This window comes from Trinickia sp. (assembly GCF_057351765.1).
In genome coordinates this window covers 1-20885 of sequence record NZ_JBMRBK010000071.1, presented here as the reverse complement: position 1 = coordinate 20885, position 20885 = coordinate 1, and the positions used below count along the sequence as shown (strand labels likewise).

The window sequence follows — 20885 nt, the reverse complement described above, 5'->3', positions numbered from 1 at the left end:
TGCACGTGATGCGCCCTCGACACTGAAAGGAGTCCTATCATGCCGCGCTTCGCCGCGAATCTGACGATGATGTACAACGAGCATGCGTTCCCCGATCGCTTCGCCGCCGCGGCGAGGGACGGGTTTGCGGCCGTCGAGTACCTCTTTCCCTATGATTTTCCCGCGCAGGAATTGAAAGCCCGGCTGGACGCGAACGATCTCGTGCAGGCGCTTTTCAATGCGCCGCCCGGCGACTGGGCCGCGGGCGAGCGCGGCCTGGCATCGTTGCCAGGGCGAGAGGACGCGTTCGCCCGAGGAGTCGATCGCGCGCTCGAGTACGCTGCCGTGCTCGGCAACGACAAGATCCATGTGATGGCCGGGCTAGCCGGCCCCGGGGACGATCGTGCGCGCCATCGCGACACCTATTTGAGCAACCTCGCGCTCGCCGCCGACAGGGCGCGCAGCGCCGGCATCACGATCCTGATCGAGCCGATCAATACACGCGATATGCCCGGCTATTTCCTGAGCCGGCAGGACGACGCCCAGGCGATCTGCCGCGAGGTCGGTGCGCCGAATTTGAAGGTGCAGTTCGATTGCTATCACTGCCAGATCGTGGAGGGCGACCTCGCGACCAAGCTCGAGCGCGATATCGCGGGCATCGGACATATCCAAATCGCGGGCGTTCCCGAGCGGCACGAGCCGGACATCGGCGAGCTTAACTATCCGTATCTGTTCTCGCTCATCGACGCATTGGGTTACGGCGGCTGGATCGGCTGCGAATATCGGCCGCGCGCGGGCACGTCCGAGGGGCTCGGCTGGTTCGCGCCATACAAGCGCTAGGCGCCATCGCCCAGGGCCGCGAATCGTCAGGATGCCGGACGAACTGAAACAGGACGACGAGGAATATTCCAGATGAAGGTACTGATCACCGGAGGTGCGGGCTTTCTCGGTCAACGGCTCGCGCGCAGGCTCCTCGATGAGGGCGCGTTGCCCGGTTGCGAGGGCCGCACCCAACCCATCGACGAATTGACGTTGCTCGATGTCGTCCCCGCTCCGAGCGCGGGCGATACGCGCGTGCGCAGCGTAGTCGGCGATATGGCCGAGCGGCGCGTGCTGGAAGACGCAATCGAACCGGACACTTGCGCGATTTTTCATCTGGCGGCGATCGTGAGCGGTCAGGCGGAAGCGGATTTCGATCTCGGCATGCGAATCAACCTCGACGCGTCGCGCCAATTGCTCGAGGTATGCCGCGCACGGGGACATCGTCCGCGCGTCGTGTTCACGAGTTCGGTGGCGGTCTACGGTGGAGCGCTGCCGGAAATCGTGCGCGACGACACCGCGCTCGATCCGCGCTCTTCATACGGGATGCAAAAGGCGGTCGCCGAGCTGCTGCTCGCCGATTACACCCGCCGCGGCTTCGTCGACGGCCGGGTGCTGCGTTTGCCGACCGTCAGCGTGCGGCCGGGGCGGCCCAATGCCGCGGCGTCCTCGTTTGCGAGCGGTATCGTGCGCGAGCCGTTGGCCGGCGAGACCGCCGTGTTGCCGGTCGACCCGGCGACGCGCTTGTGGCTGCTTTCGCCGCGCGCCGCGATCGAGGCCCTGGTGCACGGTTATGCGCTCGATCCGTCGCTGCTTGGAGAAAGGCCGATCGTCAACTTGCCGGGCTTGTCCGTCAGCGCCGCGCAGATGATCGAAGCGTTGCGCGAGGTGGCAGGCGACGCCGCTGCCGCGCGCGTCGTTTATCGGCGTGACGAACGTATCGAGCGCATCGTCGGCAGTTGGCCTGGACGGTGGGATACGACGCGCGCGGAATCGCTTGGGTTTATCGGGGACCGCGACTTCGTCGATGTGATCCGGGCGTACCTCGCGGATGACGCGCCACGCGCCTAGCACCCGAAACGCCAGCCCCATTTGATTTAAATCAATTAAAAACGGGGTGCGTTTCAAACGGTTGAATGATAATGTCCGCAATCGTTTGCGGATTATTCTATTACCCTCGGGTTATGGAGCACTTCAGAAAGTAATTTACCCCGCCGTTATTGCCTTCAGTTACAAAGGAATGACGGCCATGGGATTGCCTGTACTCGTGGTGGACGACTCGACGCTCGCCCGCCGCTTGCTGATCAACGCGTTACCGGACGCCTGGGATATCGATGTGTCTCAGGCGTCGAACGGCTCCGACGCCATCGCGGCATACCGCGAAGGGCGCGCTTCGATCATGTTTCTGGATCTGACGATGCCGGGCATGACGGGTTTCGATGTCCTCGAAACGGTGCGTGCGGAAGGACTCGACAGCTTCGTCATCGTCGTGTCCGCCGATATCCAGCCCGAAGCGCGAGTACGTGTGAAGGCACTGGGTGCCGTCGCCTTCGTCGAAAAACCCATTTCTAGCGAAAAGCTGTTGCCCATCCTGAAAGAGTATGGACTCTATGAGTGACGCGATCTTGAGCGGCGACCGGCGCGACGCGCTTCAGGAAATCGCCAACATCGGGATGGGGCAGGCCGGGGCGAGACTGGCTGCATTGCTGGGCCGGTTCATTCATCTTTCCGTGCCGCGCATCCGCATGGTTGACACCGTTTCGCTGCCGTCCGCCGTGCGTGACATGCTCGACTTCACCGAGCCTGTCACGGCGCTGCGCCAAAGCTTTCGCTGCGACATAGCCGGCGAAGCCATATCGCTGTTCGATAGCCGGGGCGCGGCGCACATGAAGTTCGTCTTCCGTGCCGACGAGTCTGAACTCGCGTCGCCCGAGGAGGCCGACGAGCAAGATATCGAAGCGTTGTCCGACGTCGCCAATCTCATCACAGGGGCCTGCCTGACGGGCCTGTTCGAGCAGATCGGGCAGGTACCGACATTCACGCCGCCGCGCGTGATGGGCGCGCATCTCGATCTCGAAGACATCCTCAACCCGTCGAAACTGCCATGGGACAGGGCGTTGCTGCTCGAGGTGACCTTGCAGACGGAAGATGGCGTGTTCGGATCGCACCTGTTGACGCTGATGACGGCGAAGGCGGTCGAGGCGCTGGTCACCGCGCTCGACGGATTCCTCGCCAATCTCTGACGACGTCTTCGAGGCAGAGGCAGTCAATGGAAATGCCCGATACCGCCCGGCTTGCCGAGCTTGCGCTCGAGCGGGTTCAGCTGGGGATTTTCGCCGTCGATCGCGACTATCGCATCGTGATGTGGAATCGCTTCATGTCCGAGCATAGCGGCGTTTGCGCCGAGGCCGCGCGCGGACGCAGCATCTTCGAATGCTTTCCCGATCTGCCGCATGCCTGGCTCAAGCGCAAGTTCGATACCGTGTTCCTGCTGCACAGCGGCTCGTTCTCGTCGTGGCAACACAGGCCGTGGCTGCTGCCGTTCGAACACGATTGCCCGATCACCGGATCGTTCGACCGCATGCAGCAGGATTGCGCGTTCATGCCGCTCATGGAAGACGGCCAGGTCGTGGCTGTCTGCGTGACGATTGCCGATGTTACGGAGCTTGCCGCCGCCTGGCGAGAAAAAGAGGCGGCGCTCGAAGCGCTGCGCGATTCGTCCGAGCGCGATGCGCTTACGGGCCTGTTCAATCGGCGTTACATCATACGGTGCCTCGAAGGCGAGTATCGCGCCTGGCAGGCGAGCGGCGAGGTGTTTTCCGTGCTGCTGTTCGACATCGATCACTTCAAACACGTCAACGATACGTACGGCCATCCGGCCGGCGACGCCGTATTGCGACGGATCGCCGCGACCGTCGCGGACGAGATCGGCGACACGGGCGTGCTCGCGCGCTACGGCGGCGAGGAGTTCATGGTGATCCTTCCGCATTGCGATCCGGCCGGCTCGCGAGCGGCCGGCGAGCGCATTCGTCAAGCGATTGCCGGCGATGGCATCGTGCTGCCGGATGTGCGGCTGAGTGTGACCGTCAGCGTCGGCTGCGCGACGGTGCGCGCGGGTGCGGCGAGCGTCGAGCTGCTCGTCGAAGAGGCCGATCACGCGCTCTACGCTGCCAAGCGCGGCGGGCGCAATCGCGTCGCCATGGCCGTCGCGCATGCGTGACGCAGCCGCAGCCGCTGCCACTGCCACAGCTCGAAACCTCCCGACGCGGCCGGTTGTCGATAAGCGCTGCGGCGTTCGAACCATCGGCCGCGGCTAGTCCACTTTTCGTATTGCCTCTCGCTGCTTCGCCTCTCGACGCAAACGTGCGGCGGCGTTCTCATAGCATCGATTTCCCTTCGTCACGGGTATCTCTGTCACATGGATTCTTCGATACGGGGCTTGGGAGGCACTCCGGATAACAACGTCAATCGGCCTGCCGACGATGCGGCCTCGAAAGAGGTCGTCAAACCGGGATCGCCGGCCGTGCGACCGGCTGCGCTGAGCGAGCTTCCGCATTTCCGGGGTACGAGCCAAGGCGCGTTGGCGAGGCGTGCCGAGCTTACAGGACCGGTACGCATCGATCTTTTCCCTGCGAGTGGGGGCCGCCCGCCGCTGCCTGCCGCCTATGCTTCGAAGATTTCGCTCTCCAGGGCACCGCTGGAATCCACTGGCCGCAAGACGACCGACGACGCGCATTGGGCAACGGGATTTGCTGCCCGGGCACCGGAATGCGCAGCGTCGTTCAGGAGCGAAGTGGGGTACGAAGGCCCCGGTTTTCAACACGACGCGCAACACTGTGCGGGGGTTGGCCGGGCGGCCGGCGCAAATTTCCTCGCTTATTGCGCCGCGCTCGGCGAACCCTTTCCCGGGCGACTGGCGAGCCTGGGCCTCGACTTCTATGAGGCGGTGGGCTATCGCCACGATTGGAACGTGGGCAGCGACCGCAAACCTCCGTTCGTACCGCACACCTTGCAACGCTACGGACATGCGGCGCGCAATGCGCATTTCGACCCGTTCGAGCTTCGGGTGGCGAAGATATTTACGGCCGGGACAGCTCATCACGCGTCGGAGCGCGAGCGGGCCAAGTGGTACGAGATGCTCGGCGATGCCGTGAAAGCGGGGGACGTGAGCCGCGAGGAGGCAGCCGCCATGGTCATGCAGTGTCAGATGTTTGCCGTCGTCGATCAGAACGAAATTGTTTGTACCGCCCGCTCGTTTCACGAAAGCTATGTCCGTCGCTCGCTATTGGTCGGCGAGTGGGGCGAACGTGACGATGAACCGTTAGCCAAGATCGAGCCGGCGACCTCCGCGCAGATGTGCAGCCTCGAGTATTACGATGACATTGGGTCGGCTGCTTGGCATAAACGATTTTGGGACGAGGGGATTCAGTACCTGTTACGCGAAGACCTGGTCGATCGGCCGACGTTGGCGAGGTTCAAACTGCCCGATGTTCAAACGATACGCGATCGCATCCCGACCGAAGGTCCCGGCTATCGGGCGATCTACGCCGGGAGCATCGCGGTAGTCGAGGCGTTCGACGCTGACCGAACCCTGACGCACGGACAATTGATCGAGATCGGCACGCGGGCGACCGATGCGGACTTGATCGGCCGCGGGACCGAGCGGCTCGCGCGGATGTCTGCCGAGGATCCGCGGCGGGACGAATTGGCGCTGCTGCTCGAAGCAATGAAATGCGTTGACGCCAATCCGCTTTCGCCCGGGCGTTTGCATATGCAGGTATCGATGGCGGACATGCTCGGCGACGAAGCGATCATGACGGTTGAGTATGCCCCCCAGGTCACGCGAGGGGGCGGGCCGTTTTAACGACGCGTGTACACTCCGCTATGACGACGATCGGCGCAAAGTACAAGCGGGCCGTAGGCGGGACGCAGGGGCGCTTGGCCCGGTGCTCGGGAAGTCTCACTCGAGCCAGTCTTGCCTCCCCAATGCCTGCGTTAGCGATCCGTCGGGACGCGGAGAAAGTGACGCATGAGTCGAACCCCCACCCATTCGCCCGTTTCGAACCTGCTCGAGGAATTGAAACGAAATAATGCCGCCCTGCAGGAGCGGGCCGATCGTCTCGAACGTCAGCTGACGCGTCTCGATGGGCTCTTGCAATTGAAGGCGCGGGAGCAGACGCAATCGCTGCTCTCGACCCAGGTCGAACTCGATGCGCAATTTGGCCGGCTCGCCGAGTGCAGCCCGGACGTCATCTGCCGTTACGATCTCCAGTGCCGTCTCGTCTACGCGAACTCGGCTTTGCAGGCCACGCTTGGCCACCCGCTGGAGATGCTGCTCGGAAAAACGCCGAGCGAGCATCATCCGGGCGAAACGCTCGCGGTGCTTCATCAACGGCTCGCCGAGGTGATTGCATCGGGCTCGCCGCAGGAACTGGGGATGTCGTTGGCGGATCCGAGCGGGACCGTCCGCCATCACCATGTCCGCATCGTTCCCGAGCGCGGGCCCGCGAAAGAGGTCATTGGCGCGCTGGCGCTCGGGCGCGACATTACCGAATGGCGCAATGCCGAAGAAAGACTGCATGCGAGCGAACAGGCGTTTCGCGCCGTCGTCGAACATTCGCCCGACTATATCGCCCGCTACGATCGCGCTTTGCGCCGCACCTATGTCAACCCGGCGTTGCTCAACTTTGCCCCGAACGTGATCGGTCGATCTCCCGCGGAACTGTCGCCCATCGTCGATACCGGCCGATATATGGCGCAGCTCAGATACGTTCTCGAAACAGGAAACGAGATCACCGACGAAATGCGGTTTCGCGACGGTTCCGGCGCGCTACGCTGGGGGCATATGCGCATGGTGCCGGAGCTGGCGCCTGACGGGACGGTGGCAAGCGTTCTTGCCATCTGCCGCGATATCGACGAGCTCAAACGCAACGAACAACTGTTTCGCACGCTGACCGAAAATCTGCCCGATTTCATTGCGCGCTTCGATAGCGCCGGGCAAGTGATCTACGCCAATCCGGCCGTCTCCGCCGCATTCGGGAGTGCGCGGCGGGCAGCGGCCGGTGGGCGTCCGTTCGAGTTCGCCGCGAACGACGACGCGGACTTGAAGCAGCGCCATATTGCCGCGGTCCACCACGCTTTCATCAGCAAAGAGCCCAACGAGGCCGAAGTCCAATGGGCGACGCCCCAAGGCGAGCGCATCTTCGAGGTGCGCTACATTCCCGAGAAAAGCGCCGGAGGAGAGGTCATCAGTGTGCTGGGTCTCGCACGGGACATTACACGTTTGCGCCTCATGGAGCGGGCGCTGCGAGACAGCGAACGCGCATTTCGGACACTCGCCGAAAATGCGCCCGACCCGATCGCCCGGTATGACCGGAACTGCCGGCGCACGTATGTCAACCCCGAGTTCGAGCGCGCGAGCGGCATCAGAGCCGCCGAGCTGATCGGCGGCAGCGCCGGGAGCTTGCCGCGCGCGCCGCGCGGCGCCGCGCGCGAGTTCAAGGCGAGGTTGAAGCAGATCATGGTGAGCGGCCGGCCCGCGAAGTTCGAGCTTTCGGGCGATCACGATGATCGACATGAGTGCTGGTACGTGCACGCGGTGCCCGAGTACGATACCGCGGGTGCGGTCCAGGGCGTGCTGACGATTTGGCGAGACATTACCGAGCGCAAGGACGCGGAGCATCGTGTGCATGAGTCCTATGAATTGTTGCGCGAGCTGACCTCCAAGCGCGAAACGGCGGTCGAGGAGGAGCGCAAGCGCATCGCGCGCGAGATGCATGACGAACTGGGGCAGCATTTGACGGCGCTTCGCATGGGCGCATCGACGCTTCGACTGCGCTTCGGCACCGATAACCCCGAGCTCGCCGAGCATGTTCGAAAGCTCGTGACGCTGACGGATCAGACGATGCGGGTGGTTCGCGACGTGGTGTCGTCGTTGCGGCCGGCGGTGCTCGATGCGGGTATCGCAGCGGCGCTCGAATGGCTCGTTGCGGAGTTTGGGCACAACGAACCGCCGTCGTGCAGGCTCCAGATGCCGGAAGAGGTGCCGCCGCTGGCCGAGGATCACGCCGTTGCCTTGTTTCGCATCGCCCAGGAAGCGTTGACGAACGTTCGCCGGCACGCACGCGCGCAACATGTCGTCGTCACGCTCGAGCATGACGCAAGCTCGTGCAGGTTGCGCGTCTGCGATGACGGCCGCGGCTTCGATCCGGTGGCGATCCGCAAACGGTCTTTCGGATTGGCGGGGATGAGGGAGCGCGTGTCGATGCTGGGTGGGACGCTCGCTATCGTCAGTGCGCCGGGGGAAGGGACGGCGATCGAGGCGATGGTGCCGCTCCAACCGAACTCGAGCGGACGAGTGGTGGTACCGCATAGCGCCAATGCGGAGCGGTGAGGGGCGATTATCATTTCGACACCCATTTACACCCATTTCTGCCGAGGCTGAGGTCGGCCTGAAATGGGTCTAAATGGAATGGGTGCAGTATTGGTTCATGTTGACCCGGGATCGCGATTGCGCTCAACGAGCCGTTACCGCAAGTGCTCGATATCGAGAACAGTAACGAACGGGTGGCTCCCCGAGAAGCTGTTTGAACGCGGCGGAAAAAGCACTGGTACTGCTATATCCCAGATCGACCGACACATCTTTCACGCTCGCCCCCTGACTCAGTCGAGACAGGGCTTCGAGCACGCAGACGTGCTGCCTCCACGCCACAAAGCTAAGACCCGTCGCTTCGCGGAATTGCCGCGTGAACGTGCGCCGGCTGACATTCGCCAGCCTTGCCATTTCGTCGATCGATATCGTCTGTGTTGGCGCGTCGAGCATATGCCGACACGCACGCGACAACCGCGGATCCTGGGGTAACGGCACGCTGAACGGAAGCCGCGGCATCTCGCTCATCTCGTCGAGTAGCACCGCTTCCAGTCGCGCACGTTTCGCACCCGCATCTACCGGCAGTTCCAACATCGCGTCGAGCAGATGCCGCAGTAACGCAGAAACGCCGAAAACCTGGCAATGAGATGGCAAAGCCGCAAGCTGAGCCGCCCTCGGCCCAATGAATGTATTGAACATGGTGACGGGGCCGTGCATATGCATTTCGTGACCGACGCTCGCGGGCACCCAGATCGCGCGCTGCGTCGGTACGATCCAGTTTCCCTCATCGGTAAACATCGAAATGCCGCCCGTCGCCGCGTAGGCGAATTGTCCTTCCTCATGACTGTGGCGAGCGAACACCTCGCCTGCCTTAAAGGTTCGAGTCGTCACTGCGACATCAGTCGCATGGGGACCATCGTTCGAATCGAATCTCTCTATTTTCATTGGATCAATCGGTGCTTCGCGCCCGGCCGTTGGCGCGCTTCGCGATGAGATGCCGCTGGCCCAATTTTATAATAAGAAAGCCTGATTTCGCAACTGAACATGCTCGATTGCACGGTAGTATCGCTATTCCAAAAAATGCGATGGTTTAATTGACAGGTCAATCCTTTCTTAAGGTGTCTCGACAGAACAACGTTTTAATGGTTGGGTTAAACCGCCCCAAAAAGCGAAACGCGATGCCGAAGTCGATGATGTTCGAGCTTCGCGAAATATTTTCAAATATCCCCGATGATGTTGGCGCAGCTGTACTTTACAGCACCAGCGAGCATTTCTGCTCCGGGCTCGACCTCACACAGGTGAAAGATCAATCCGTTATTAATTGCTGCAAAAGCGCTTCGCGCTTCGCTAGCGAGACGCGGGCGCCTTCCTGCAACCGCAGCGGTGTGCAGGAAGGCGCAACGCTGCGCGGCGGGAGCGACCTCATCGCGCCCGCCAATCGAATTTCTTGCACTGGAGCCATCATGGAAAAAAAGCACCTTGCCCTGGCGTTGCTCGTCACCTTCGTATGGGGCATCAACTTCCCTATTACCAAGCTAGGTCTGGATTCGATGGATCCGTTCGTTCTCACGGGAATCAGATTCGTGCTCGCGGCTATACCACTGGTTTTTTTCGTACGCCGGCCTTCCGTTAATTTCGGCTACGTCGCAGCCTACGGATTGATATTCGGCATCGGCATGTGGGGTGCGATTAACTACGGTATTGCCGCGGGCGTGGCACCGGGAATCGCATCCCTAATCATTCAACTGAGTGCCTTTTTCACGATGTTCTGGGGTGCTCTGCTGTTTCGCGAACGCATGCGCCCGGCGCAATGGATCGGTGCCGCTGTCGTGCTGATCGGCTTGGCTGGCATCTTCCTGGCGCAGCAAGGCGCGCATCAGGTGTTCGGCATTGCGCTGATCGTACTCAGTGCGGTGGCATGGAGTATCGGCAACGTCATCATCAAGAAATCCGGCGTGAAGGAGATTTTCTCGTTCATGGTCTGGGCCAGTCTCTTTCCTCCCATCCCGATGTTGGTCGGTGCGTGGCTAGTCGAGGGCGGACAACCGTTCGTGACGACCTGGCACAACGCGGGCAGCGTTGCCGTGTTTTCGCTCGTGTTCCAGGTTTATCTCGCGACGCATTTTTCGTATTGGGGATGGAACTCGCTGATGAAGTTGTATCCCGTGTCGACGGTCGCGCCGCTCTCCCTGATGATTCCGGTGTTCGGGATCGTGACCTCGATCGCCCTCATCGGTGAACGTGTTCAGCGGGTGGAAATGGTGTCGATCGTGGTGATCATCGTGGGCCTCGCGATCGGAATTCTCCGCCGGGGGAGCGCCGGGGGTGTCGCGCGGACGGTTCCCCTCAGCGCGTCCAAGATCTGACGCGGTATCGCGGATAGAGCAGTCTGGATCGTTCAAATCAATGGTTGCAGCAAGCTAGCCTGCGAGACATTGACGCTGGCGCTTTGAGCAAGCCCATTCTGTTAATCCTTTCGGGACGGCGGTGCGAGCCGCCCTTGGTGCTCCGATACAGCGGGACGCATTCCCCGAGCGGCTTGGCGCCCGCGGCCTCCCGAAGCTTGCGGCCGGCCTCAGCTTCAGCCTCGGCCGCAGCGATCTCCTCGGCTGTCGACGGCTTCGGCGAGCGCGGCGGGCAGAACTAGACGGAAAGGGTAGACGCTGTACGGCGAGCGATGCAGATGGGAGGGTAGGCGGACACACGGCATGGGTTCGAACTCCAGGTGTGTCGTTTTCTGGTGTCGTTCTCCGGGTGCCAAAATGAGAAAAGCCTCGCAGATCGATGATCTACAAGGCTTTTCGAGATTTGGTGGCGAATCAGGGATTCGCGACGGATTCCCCGAAAGCCTTATCCAGCCTCGTATTCCGGCTGCTACACCCTTTCAAGATAGCAGGCCCGGGTAGCAGTTCAAGTGCGAAATTTCAACGGCCGTTACGTGAGCAAGTGCGTTCTGCTGGAACTGGCCGTCGTCTCGCCGCACCCCAAGCCAAGCGTGAAGGGAGGTTTTCCGACGGCGCTTGCGCGTGCAAGGCGCAGCGTGATTTAATTACGCGCGGCCCCGCTTCTGGTCGTGTGCGCCGGTAGCACAACTCTTGGAGAAGAAGCTTCGCGTTTTGCCACACATCACTTGGTTTGTTCCCTTGTGAGGCTTGGAGCCGGCACAAGCCTTTCGTTGCGCTTACGCGCAGGAGCGAGCCATGTCAGCAGCCGTCCAGTTTGCACCCGTCTTCGTCCCTTCGAATATCGCTCACGCCAAGCGTAAGGCCAAGCAGCTCCGTCGGGCATTTCCCAGTTTGACACTTTCCTCTGCTCAGCAGGTCACTGCCGAGGCGCTTGGCTTTGACGATTGGCACGCGCTCGAGCGCGCGGTGCAGAGCGGCATTCCTGCCAGCCCGCTAGACAGTCAAAATACGGCGTCTGAGCTCGTAGAACGTCACCGATACCAAACTGTGGTCTTGGCGCGACGTCTGAATATTCCAGAAGGGGACGCGGGCACATACCTGCCTATCTGGGGCCTCACCCACGAGTCCCGCTCAAGAGCTTCAGATAGCGCGAACTGGCCAGAGCCGCCTTCAGACGAGAACGTCAACGCGCTGGTCAGCCAAAGGGTGAACCCCAACGCAGTCGAGCTGCTTGCGGTCGCAGGGCAGCGGTTTGCTCGTCCTTCCCAATGCAGGCTTGCAATTGTCGACCGTCGCTGGGATGCAGCAGAAATTCGGCGTCGATTGGATATTCGACGAATTGAGATTGAACGAGACAGCAGGAAAAAGCGGCGTGGTCTGTCGGCATTCGGACCGCACCCGCTGGAATATGTCTTTTCTTCACTAGACGAAATCGATGCTGAGATAACCAGATGGGATGCATCGGGTGCGGAGTTCCTTGTTGGGTTCTCTGGGGCGGGAGTGCTTGACGACGTACTGGTTCCGATTCATCGTGCGAATACCTTGCTTGACAAGGTGCTCCCCTGGCTGCTCGCGCCGTTTGCCGAGCACAATGGAGACCTTTCACCGAACTTCAGCGTGGATTCGGCACTCGAACCGCTATTGCGTGCACACGTGGAAGGGCTGTTGCGGGGTCGTCCTGAACAGGCCATCTTTCGCCCAAGCGCTTGGACTGCCGGGTCGAGCGTGGACCCTAAGCGCGTTCAGATAGTGTCTAGCAAGCTTTTCGAGTACGACGAAGCCATAGTCGGGTACCAGCACAACCGCTGGCGCCGCCACGCGCGAAAATCCTCTGAAGGCCCTGCTGCCGTGAAGCAAGCGATGCTCGCGATGGACACAAGGATGCGGGCCGCCATTAGCGGCGATGGAGCACTGGGTCTGCAGTATCTGATGCCCGACAACGATTGGGTTGAACTTGTGCTGCCGGTGGGAAGCTATAAGGTCTTGCCGCCAGGTTTTCACGATTCGGCCCGTGAGTTCGTAAGAGATAACGCGGCGCGGCTTTACGAATTTTCATAACGCAATTGGGTGACTGTGGACCAACGAGGCATTCACGGTCCACCGTTTAGAGTGCCTAACGCTTAAGCAATCTCCACGCAGGCTCGGTGCTGCTCGCGACCGAATCGGTTCGAAATTCGCCGATGGTTAGCCATTCGTGGCTCGTCGTCGACCAGCAACTGACTGCCGTCTTTGGCCGTGAATGTTTCACTCGGAAGAGTAGGCTGGGTGGATGTTGCACAGACTGAGCGCGTAGACACTCCACGACTTAGCAAGCGAGCCCACGGTGGTGGGCCGCTGCTGATTTCCAGTGACTTCTGAACCGGCGTCGGGCTCTATTTACATCTGCTCGCGGTATTTGCGGGGCCGACCTCCGCCCCACGCGCAAGAATATGTCCACGTCGCGAGCTTGTTGCTCGTCGCAAGTGCATTGAGCTGAGCTGCGTGCGTGACGGGGTCGGTATCGGGCTCGTATGCAACCCACGCATTCACGGACTCACCGGGATAGAGGTGACAGACAGGTTTGTAGTCGTCCTGCTTTTTGTCGTGTTTTACACCCGTATGAAACTCGGGCTTGTGAACGCTCGCACCGCGCTTGCCATAGATGTTGGCAAGTTTGCACGCCGCATGCTCACCAAAGTTAAATTCGAGCGATTCGACGACCACCGGCCACTTGGTGTTGTTTGAAACTTTGAAGAACAGCTTTGTTTTATACGTGATATCCGCGCCCGTATCTGATTTATCCTGGAAGAATACCTTTTTGTCCGTTATATCGAGTCGCTGGGTGGACCAATTGCTCTTCTGGATGGCCGATTTTATGAGAAACGCCGGATTAGCCCCCGCTGCGATGCTTTCCTCTTTTGCCCAATCGTGGTCGTAGCCGATGGGTGTAAAGCCAAGGAGGTCACTGGCAATGTGAAAGGGCTTCTCGGTGCCGCGGGGGGTGACGATAAACACGCGGTTCCGCCCATGCATGCCCATGAACAAACCGGCTTCAAAAAGAACGTTGTCGCGCGCTACCGCGTACTCTGTTTCTCTAATTTTTGCAACGTCGTCCGGTGAAAACACGAATACAGCGAAATCCTTGTTTGCGAACTCTTCGAGTAGCGAATCAATTGTCATTCCGCTTGCAGGGAAAGTCGCCGGCCAAGGGACAGCACGCGCGGCGTAGTCCAGACCAGCGGCAATTCCTTGAGCGAAATCGAGGCCCTCAACCGAGGAACCGATAAAGACTTTGGGCTTCAAGACAGCTTTTCTCCTTCGTTTATTGTTGCTCTCGATTTTCAGAGGTTTTTTCAAGCCTCTCGTAGCCTGTGGCGTAAGCAGATGCATTTTGCCACGGAAAGGAGCTGAGCCCTGCGAGCGACAGGGAGGAACGTCGGTGCCCTGCTAGAACCTTCGGAGTCTTGAGACCGTGTGACGTGGTGCGTGTCGTGGATGATTGCTTTGAATGCCAGCAGCCAAGGCGGCGCGCTGCGAGGTCTCGCCGTATGTGCTGCGTGAGAAGCCACCGAAGTGAGTAGCCGCAGCTGTTACAAGCGGCCCGGGATGGCAGCGTCCGGGAAAGCAAGCAAAAGCCGTTCGTTCTTCATGGAACAGACGGCTTTCGGTGCAGGCGGCCGGGAGGCGAGGCGTATCGTATGGACGAATCTCCGTTTCAGCCCTTCATTGCACGACCCACTGCATTCAAATGCTCCTCGAAACGATTGAAGGCTTCGTCTTGCCTAAGATGGGCGTAATTCTTAAGTACGGTTTCCAGCTTGTCGTGAAGCAGCATGGCCGCGGTCAAGAAGTCATTCGGATGTTTCCTCAGCCAATCTGTTGCGACCAAATGGCGCATGGCGTGGGGGCCAAATCCGGGCGTGCCCGGGATGAGCCTTCGCGTCTGTCGTGCGAGCTGTTTGCCCATGTTTTCCCACTTCCCGCCGCCTTTCGCTGGAAAAACGAGGTCGACTGCGGGTGTGTTTTTGAGAATACGCAGGCGGTACTCATCGATATACTCTTCTATCCGCTTGGTCAGGGCACGCGGGAGTGGAGCGTCATAGTCGGTATGCGACGCCTCGCTGTCGTTCTTGAAGTCGTTGGCGCCAAACCGGATGCGCCATTGCCCGTCTTCGCGGCGATACAGTGACCCCGTACCGTCTTCACGCCACGACAGAAGAATGTAGTTGCGCGCCCGCAGCGGATTCGCGGTGAGCATCGAGAGAACCAACGCATCGCGCTTATAGAGGCTCTCCTGCAGGCTGCCCGGTGCGGACTCGGCAGCTAGCCGGTCCAGCGCATCGATGGCACGAAAGACAGGCACGAGCGGTTCGGATGCGTTTAGGAGCGTCTGAATCGGCGCATCGGGCTTGCGCGAGACTTCGCGCGCGTCCCGGGCCCAATGCCGGTAAAGCTCGTAGGCCTGCTCGCAGGTCGTTGCCCAGCTATCCTGCAGGTAGCCTGCCGGAATGCGGGTGGCGAACGACGGCTGTTGCGTCAGGTAACCGAAGGCGGCGTGCGTAACGCTGGCGCCGAGCGCACAGAAGCCGGCGTGACCGCCGTGAACAGCACCGTTGGACCGCTCGCTCATGAACTCCAGATACCCATCGATGGCGCTGGGCACGGCAAGCCACGCAAGTGACTGGGCGGCCTCGGGCGGCAGGCCGAAACCGCCCGCCTTCCTCGGCAGCGCGAGATAGCCTACAAAACTGCGAATGCGCTCCATCGCGATTTTCGCAGTCGGGGAGCCCTTGTTTCCGCGATACGCATACGCGGGCAGTTTCTTGGCAAGCTTCTCTACGGGGAGTTGACGCCAGACGCCCCGGTCGTGGCGCTTGAACCGGGGACTCCGTGAGGTCTTGTAGTCGAAGAAGCCATACCATTCTTGGCGAAACTCGGACGACATGTCTTTCGTCCGGAGCCGGTAGGTATTTTTGCTGTTGCGGCGCTGACGCTCGCCAAATTCGGTCGATACCTTTCCGCGCACGACCTCCTGTGCCTGAGTGGTCGACGGCACCAGGCCAAGCAGCGCATCCCGTCCGAGGCCCAGTTCAGCTTCTATCCGGTGAACCGATGGGTAGGCGCGGCGGTTTGGATAGGCCCCCTTGAGCCAGCGCTGCAGGGCAGAGGTTGACGCGCCGGCACGCTTGGCGAGGGTCTTCGCGGGAGCGTTGGCAGCCGATATCGACCGTCGCAGCAAATGGTGAAATGGGCTCGTCTTGTCGCGGTTGCCGCCGCTCGTCTGCTTGTTGTGTACGCCGTTGCGCAGGGCGTCAACCGTAGCGCGCCAAGCACGCAGGTGGCTCCGCCGGTCGCTTTTCGTTCGCGCGGTAACAGTAGCGCCCAGCGAGTCGACGTAGGAGCGGAGTTCCGTGTCGAATCCAGCAAGCATTTCGCGGCCGACCGCAGATTCTTCCGTTTTCCCTGCATAGGCAAGGTATGAATGAAGGGTGGAAAGGTGGTTGCGGAATACCTGGACGGCGCTCGAATTCGCGGGCTCAGACGGGACAACGAGTTCGGTTTTGCGGTGGGCGATGACTTCTTCGTATGTAAGCATTCGATGCTCGCATGGACCGTCGACGAGCCGCCAGGAGTCACCCTTATCGTCTGCGTTATGGCAGAGCTTCAGACGATAACGAACTCTTTCTACGCGATTGATTTCACATGAATTTTTCATGGGACCTCCGGTCATCTGCATCCGAGGCAGTTGACCGTCCGTCCGTTATGTCCGGTGGCGGCATCATCGACAGAAAATTGATGGTCCGTTCTATAGGCAGGTCGCTTAAATGCGCGAACGGGCAGTGCTGAAGTCATGCCGTTCCGCCGCTTGAACGAGGTGCAGCATGTATTTGCGGGGGAGAAAGACTTCGAGGTTCATTGGCACTTCGACGCCGGTGGTTTGTGAACAGGCCAAGCCTGCCCATACACCGTAACGGGGCCGTCAATTTGGTTCACAAAATGCAGGAGCACTGCCGTTATGTGTTTCGCAGCGTCCCGCGGCGCGCGGAGCGTTGCGACGTCCATCAGCGATGGCCAAGCGTCGCAGCGTTCCAAAGGCATATAGCGACGTCGGATGAACAGGCTGTTTTAGGCGAAAAGAGGGAGGAAGGGGAGAGCGGTTCAAGCCCTGCCCAACATGTGCGGATTCGGAGTCACGCACACAACGCGGATGGGCGTGGCCTGACAGATGGCCGCGCTCGGGAGGCCGGGCTCCTTGACCACGAGCTTTTGCGTTGGTGTCAGGGCGCCGTCGAGGCGTGGCTGCGAGCGTCATGGACGTCGTTCCGCGACCGAGTCGGTACAGCCATCCTGCGACGAGGCAGCACTCTTGGCTCTGCCACCACGAGTACGATTTTTTGAGCGGACGCGTTTAAGACACTGCGCCGGCATCAACCGGATACCCGAGGCGTTAAGTTTTCGGCTTATTGCGGTCGCCCGTGGTCTGGCCGCCTGCGTCGGTCTTCTTCTTGCGGCCGGTTTTGATGGATACAGGGCGCTCGGTAGGTTCTAGGAGCAGTTGAGACTCGTGAACGCCGAGCGCATTGGCGAGCGACACCAGAGTGTCCAGAGTTACGTTCGCCAAGCCCCGCTCAATCTGCCCGACGTGATTCCGGTGCAACCCCACGCGGTCAGCGAGCACCTCTTGCGAGATGCCCAGCTTCCCGCGTAACAATTTTAGATTCGCACCGAGCCACAGCCGGGCAGCCTTTTGGTGAGGTGTTGTGGTGTCTTCCATATGCGACAGGAGCATCGCCCATCGCCAGCTGTGAATCTACCCTATTTAAAGTGGCGGTTTATAAACTGCCAATCTTTACATTGCATGTTTTCCGCTTTAGACTGGGCACCCATCGGCCACCCGGGTCGCAGAGAGGGCATGTCCTCCCTGCGCAGGGTTACCGACTTATAGGTGGCCCGGGTTTGCTGCTGGTGCAGAACGTGTTTGGTGCCGACGCCTGCTAGGAATGGCGTGCAATCGTGTGACACCGAGACAGGCTGCCGTCAACGAGACGCGATGTAACAGGAGCAGTGGTAATGTTGGCTTATGTAGTAGAACCGGCGCGATTCAGGCAGGACGAGGATATCGCCATTGCCGTGTGCGTTGGCCGTTTCGGCTCAGACCTGCGATGGACACAAGAGCTGTACACCCGGTGCATACAGCACAGCGGCGTTCCAGATATTTGGGCTGACGCATATCACGCTTTACACCGATATGAGAGCGCACAACTCATATCGGAGGACGGTCCCGTGATAGCAAATAGGCCTGTGCCGACTACACAACGGGGCCGTGTAGCGCATGTGACCTGCCTCGTGGAGCGGGAGCGAGCGTCTGTGCAAAATGCGGCCGGTCGGTTCACAGTATCTGTTGACTCGGTAGGGCGAGTACGTGGGGAGGCTGTTGCCACTGGCCAGCGGGCGGTAAAAATCGCGCGAATGCGCGTGGACCCATCTCATTCTGCTTCAGAAATCGGCCTTGCTGTGCTGCTCCATCTGGCTAGTAGAGACCATCAACCCGCGGTCGCGGACATCATGCTCCGTATGCGGCGGGGAGACCCGCTTTGAAGCGTCGCTCGTTTGGTATTGGTCGCGTTCTGCGGCATGCAAGTCGGCGTAGCAATGGGGAGACTTCTTTGCGATTGACTTCATCAATCGATGCGCCGAGCAACTGACGAAGATGACACTGGAGACTCGTGTCGTGCGCTCCATCCGCCAGCGTACGGGCGTCGTCATTCTTCGCTCGGAGGTGTCGGGACTGGGAAGCCAATCGCAGCTGACCCGCGTGCTAGCCAAGCTGGTCGCGACTGGACAACTGATACGAGTAGGCCATGGCATATATGCCAAAACCCGCATAAATCGATATACGGGCCGTCCCGCGTCGGCCGCAACGTTCGAGTCAATAGCTGCGGAGGCTTTCAAAAAGCTGGGCATTTCCGTCGGTCCGGGAAAGCTCGCGAGAGAGTACAACGGTGGTACGTCCACGCAAATACCGATGGTGGCAGTCGTCACCACTGGCCGACGACGTATCACCCGGCGGATTCAGGTTGGTAGCAGGAGAGTCGTGTACGAGCGTGGTAATCAGGACACTCCATGAGACGAATCGAGACGCGAGAGGACTAGCCATGTGCGATGCCCCGGGTATATCGCAACATAGCGCTGCCGTGCAGACGGACGTCGCTGTGTATCTGGGTGACTGCAGTGGCGATACCTTGCTCGTGGTGTGCGACGGCACTTCCATCGAATCGGGCGGTTTGACGTCGCAGCGCGCTCTACGGGCGCTCGCCTATCCGACACCGCGTGGCCCATACCCGGTGTCGGAGCGCTTCACGATTTTTGTTCATGAGACTTCCCGCCATGCAGCTGCGGGCACCCGGCTAGTGGCCACCTTTCGAATTGACGTTCTATGCGAAGGAAGTTTCGCTTATGCCAGCGCACGAACGGCTCAATTGATTGCGCAGCTCCCACCCGCAGCGTATGTGATTGGCGACGACGTCATTACCACTGCCCGTCGCGTGTTGGAGGCAGCGTCAAAGCATCCAAGCGATTGAATCCACGGAACGGGCGGCAGGTGCCCGTTGAAAAAATCACGGGGAACGAGCGTTGAGGAGACTGGAGCGTCAGAGGACTGGAATTATGCCGTCTCTCTGTGCGGAGGCACCAGCGCGCCGGCCACCGCTGGCACGACTGAGTTTTCGACTGCATGTCCACACAGCAGTTGGCTCACACTTGTACAGGGAATATGGTAGGCAATGTTAACAAAACTGAAGGTCCCCACGCCGCAGATACCGCCCCCTCGACAAACCGGCGGCCGCGTACTGTATCTTGATTACGATGGGGTGCTTCACCCCGAGGACGTCTACTTACTTCACAAGCGTGGTCCAATTTTACTGAACTCGCCGGGTCACAGCCTTTTTGAGCACTGCAAACTGCTTGAAGAGGTGCTGGAACCGTATCCCGAAGTGCAAATAGTGCTGTCCACCAGTTGGGTGCGCCGTTATCGCGGAAGTATCGTGCGCGTGTCGCGCCGGCTCACACCTTCGCTGCAGGCGCGCGTCGTGGGCGCGACATATCACAGCCGGATGAACCGCGAAGATTTCGCCGCTGCGCCACGTGGCATGCAAATCTGGGCGGACGTCCTGCGCCGGTGGCCGGTCGAGTGGTTGGCTATGGATGATGATTGGCTGCATTGGCCCGCTTGGTGCCGCGACCACCTCGTCCTCACGGACCCAGTGCTCGGCCTCAGCGAGCCGAGTGTGCTTGCTCAGTTGAAAGCTAAACTAGCAACGATGTATAACGATACGGAGTACAAAGGATGCTAAGAGTTACTGTAGAACTGTGACCAGGTGGTCGCGAGTCCAGCAAAAGGGTCATTGCCACTGCGGACATCGGGCGCGTCAAAAACGGCGCACTCGCCGACTACGAAGTGCACCTGGAAGAAACGCTGCTCGGTGATGTTGGCGCCATTGCCCATGTGCGCAGCTATCCGCGTTGGTCGGCGACCGTGTGGGACCTTGTGGCCAGATGCCTTGCCGCTGCTTTGAACGGCGGCAAGGAGCAACTACCGCCGCGTCCGACGCTTCTCGAAGTGCCTGTGCACACAGGTGGCACGGTACGGTACGTTCGGTTGCGCGAAATACCTGAGCCCGCACAAACATTTTTCCGTCGGAGCATCGCTCACAGCACATGTCCGGCAATTGACGAAGACCTAGAGCCGATGAGCTGCGCTTACGCTACGGATTTTGAAGACTTCCTTCGCGGTTGGCGATGATGCTCTTTCTCAAGACTTCTCATGAAAAATGAGAAAACTGCGCTGACTCGGACCCGGCGAGTACTGCACTTTTTTAGAAAAGTGCAGTACCGCGAAAGCCGCGTCGCATAAGGAGCAAAAGTACCTGTTGGCGCATACAGTATGTATTTTTTGCGCAACCCAAGTCCGTCCCTTATTCCTGTTGTGTTCAAGTCTTCGTAAGCGTGGACGATATGTCATGTGCTGGTGAGTACGCGGGCGACGACGCATCCCTCACGTTCATTTCTCGTGTTGACGGCAGTATGGTGTCCCCACGCCGCCCACCCCCATAGCGCGCTTGAGGAAGCGCTCAGGGTGTTGGAATAGTGCTCGGAGAGGTACAGCACCCTCTGTCCAAGCGGACCTTGCTTTATCGTATGCGGTCCATTGTCGGCGTCTACCCAACGGCGCTCTGAGCGAGGAGCATAGGTGTCCACCTATTTTGGAGGTGGACACCTATGGCTGACAAAGACTCTGAGTTGAGAGTGGTTCGTCAAAACAGCGACGGCCGTCG

16 protein-coding genes are annotated in these 20885 nt (G+C 60.2%); 11 read left to right on the top strand and 5 right to left on the bottom strand.

The window, feature by feature from the left end; all coding sequences use genetic code 11:
* Nucleotides 1–39: 39 nt before the first annotated feature.
* From otnI to ACO1XS_RS19080, 7 genes are all read left to right on the top strand, one after another.
* Entirely contained in the window at nt 40–819 is a 780-nt protein-coding gene (otnI, locus tag ACO1XS_RS19110) for a 2-oxo-tetronate isomerase (protein ID WP_486391432.1), read from the top strand.
* Between the two features lie 72 nt (nt 820–891).
* On the top strand, nt 892–1869 hold the full coding sequence (gene denD / locus ACO1XS_RS19105) for a D-erythronate dehydrogenase (RefSeq protein WP_486391431.1): 978 nt from the start codon (nt 892–894) through the stop codon (nt 1867–1869).
* Nucleotides 1870–2047: 178 nt separating this feature from the next.
* Nucleotides 2048–2416, top strand: a complete 369-nt coding sequence (locus ACO1XS_RS19100; protein ID WP_331573819.1) for a response regulator — start codon at nt 2048–2050, stop codon at nt 2414–2416.
* On the top strand, nt 2409–3041 hold the full coding sequence (locus ACO1XS_RS19095) for a chemotaxis protein CheC (RefSeq protein WP_331573821.1): 633 nt from the start codon (nt 2409–2411) through the stop codon (nt 3039–3041). Before ACO1XS_RS19100 ends, ACO1XS_RS19095 begins: the two co-directional genes overlap by 8 nt.
* A gap of 26 nt (nt 3042–3067) precedes the next feature.
* Nucleotides 3068–4018, top strand: coding sequence for a GGDEF domain-containing protein (locus ACO1XS_RS19090; protein WP_486391430.1), 951 nt, complete (start codon nt 3068–3070; stop codon nt 4016–4018).
* Between the two features lie 219 nt (nt 4019–4237).
* A complete protein-coding gene (locus ACO1XS_RS19085) occupies nt 4238–5662 on the top strand; it encodes a hypothetical protein (RefSeq protein WP_331573825.1) in 1425 nt (474 codons plus the stop codon).
* 165 nt (nt 5663–5827) lie between these two features.
* Nucleotides 5828–8191 (top strand): PAS domain-containing sensor histidine kinase, encoded by a 2364-nt coding sequence (locus tag ACO1XS_RS19080; protein ID WP_486391429.1) that lies wholly within the window; start codon nt 5828–5830, stop codon nt 8189–8191.
* A gap of 123 nt (nt 8192–8314) precedes the next feature.
* Here the strand turns inward: ACO1XS_RS19080 and ACO1XS_RS19075 are convergent, their stop codons facing one another.
* Entirely contained in the window at nt 8315–9112 is a 798-nt protein-coding gene (locus ACO1XS_RS19075; protein WP_331573827.1) for an AraC family transcriptional regulator, read from the bottom strand.
* Nucleotides 9113–9285: 173 nt separating this feature from the next.
* On the opposite strand from ACO1XS_RS19075, the gene ACO1XS_RS19070 reads away from it, so the two are divergent.
* Both ACO1XS_RS19070 and ACO1XS_RS19065 read left to right on the top strand, forming a co-directional pair.
* Nucleotides 9286–10533 carry an EamA family transporter gene (locus ACO1XS_RS19070; RefSeq protein WP_486391463.1) on the top strand — a complete coding sequence of 416 codons (1248 nt, stop codon included), beginning with the start codon at nt 9286–9288 and terminating at the stop codon, nt 10531–10533.
* Nucleotides 10534–11367: 834 nt separating this feature from the next.
* On the top strand, nt 11368–12630 hold the full coding sequence (locus ACO1XS_RS19065; RefSeq protein ID WP_486391428.1) for a hypothetical protein: 1263 nt from the start codon (nt 11368–11370) through the stop codon (nt 12628–12630).
* 318 nt (nt 12631–12948) lie between these two features.
* On the opposite strand, the gene ACO1XS_RS19060 is transcribed toward ACO1XS_RS19065, so the two are convergent.
* The 4 genes from ACO1XS_RS19060 to ACO1XS_RS19045 all read right to left on the bottom strand — a co-directional run bounded on the left by ACO1XS_RS19060 (nt 12949) and on the right by ACO1XS_RS19045 (nt 18318).
* The gene (locus ACO1XS_RS19060) at nt 12949–13854 is read right to left on the bottom strand and encodes a TIR domain-containing protein (protein WP_486391427.1); all 906 of its coding nucleotides are present in this window, start codon (nt 13852–13854) and stop codon (nt 12949–12951) included.
* Between the two features lie 412 nt (nt 13855–14266).
* Entirely contained in the window at nt 14267–16267 is a 2001-nt protein-coding gene (locus ACO1XS_RS19055) for a hypothetical protein (RefSeq protein WP_486391426.1), read from the bottom strand.
* 732 nt (nt 16268–16999) lie between these two features.
* A complete protein-coding gene (locus tag ACO1XS_RS19050) occupies nt 17000–17341 on the bottom strand; it encodes a helix-turn-helix domain-containing protein (protein ID WP_486391425.1) in 342 nt (113 codons plus the stop codon).
* A gap of 707 nt (nt 17342–18048) precedes the next feature.
* Nucleotides 18049–18318 carry a hypothetical protein gene (locus tag ACO1XS_RS19045; RefSeq protein WP_486391470.1) on the bottom strand — a complete coding sequence of 90 codons (270 nt, stop codon included), beginning with the start codon at nt 18316–18318 and terminating at the stop codon, nt 18049–18051.
* Between ACO1XS_RS19045 and ACO1XS_RS19040 the strand changes: the two genes are divergently transcribed.
* Together ACO1XS_RS19040 and ACO1XS_RS19035 are read left to right on the top strand one after the other, a co-directional pair.
* Nucleotides 18263–18679 (top strand): DUF6088 family protein, encoded by a 417-nt coding sequence (locus tag ACO1XS_RS19040; protein ID WP_486391424.1) that lies wholly within the window; start codon nt 18263–18265, stop codon nt 18677–18679. The genes ACO1XS_RS19045 and ACO1XS_RS19040 overlap by 56 nt on opposite strands.
* Before the next feature lie 655 nt (nt 18680–19334).
* Nucleotides 19335–19904 carry an HAD domain-containing protein gene (locus ACO1XS_RS19035; protein WP_486391423.1) on the top strand — a complete coding sequence of 190 codons (570 nt, stop codon included), beginning with the start codon at nt 19335–19337 and terminating at the stop codon, nt 19902–19904.
* The last annotated feature ends 981 nt before the right edge of the window (nt 19905–20885 follow it).

Bases quoted from the DNA above. Each gene is read 5' to 3' on its own strand.
- otnI (WP_486391432.1), top strand. From the start codon at position 40: ATGCCGCGCTTCGCCGCGAATCTGACGATGATGTACAACGAGCATGCG.
- denD (WP_486391431.1), top strand. From the start codon at position 892: ATGAAGGTACTGATCACCGGAGGTGCGGGCTTTCTCGGTCAACGGCTC.
- ACO1XS_RS19100 (WP_331573819.1), top strand. From the start codon at position 2,048: ATGGGATTGCCTGTACTCGTGGTGGACGACTCGACGCTCGCCCGCCGC.
- ACO1XS_RS19095 (WP_331573821.1), top strand. From the start codon at position 2,409: ATGAGTGACGCGATCTTGAGCGGCGACCGGCGCGACGCGCTTCAGGAA.
- ACO1XS_RS19090 (WP_486391430.1), top strand. From the start codon at position 3,068: ATGGAAATGCCCGATACCGCCCGGCTTGCCGAGCTTGCGCTCGAGCGG.
- ACO1XS_RS19080 (WP_486391429.1), top strand. From the start codon at position 5,828: ATGAGTCGAACCCCCACCCATTCGCCCGTTTCGAACCTGCTCGAGGAA.
- ACO1XS_RS19075 (WP_331573827.1), bottom strand. From the start codon at position 9,112: ATGAAAATAGAGAGATTCGATTCGAACGATGGTCCCCATGCGACTGAT.
- ACO1XS_RS19065 (WP_486391428.1), top strand. From the start codon at position 11,368: ATGTCAGCAGCCGTCCAGTTTGCACCCGTCTTCGTCCCTTCGAATATC.
- ACO1XS_RS19055 (WP_486391426.1), bottom strand. From the start codon at position 16,267: ATGAAAAATTCATGTGAAATCAATCGCGTAGAAAGAGTTCGTTATCGT.
- ACO1XS_RS19050 (WP_486391425.1), bottom strand. From the start codon at position 17,341: ATGCTCCTGTCGCATATGGAAGACACCACAACACCTCACCAAAAGGCT.
- ACO1XS_RS19040 (WP_486391424.1), top strand. From the start codon at position 18,263: ATGACACTGGAGACTCGTGTCGTGCGCTCCATCCGCCAGCGTACGGGC.
- ACO1XS_RS19045 (WP_486391470.1), bottom strand. From the start codon at position 18,318: ATGACGACGCCCGTACGCTGGCGGATGGAGCGCACGACACGAGTCTCC.
- ACO1XS_RS19035 (WP_486391423.1), top strand. From the start codon at position 19,335: ATGTTAACAAAACTGAAGGTCCCCACGCCGCAGATACCGCCCCCTCGA.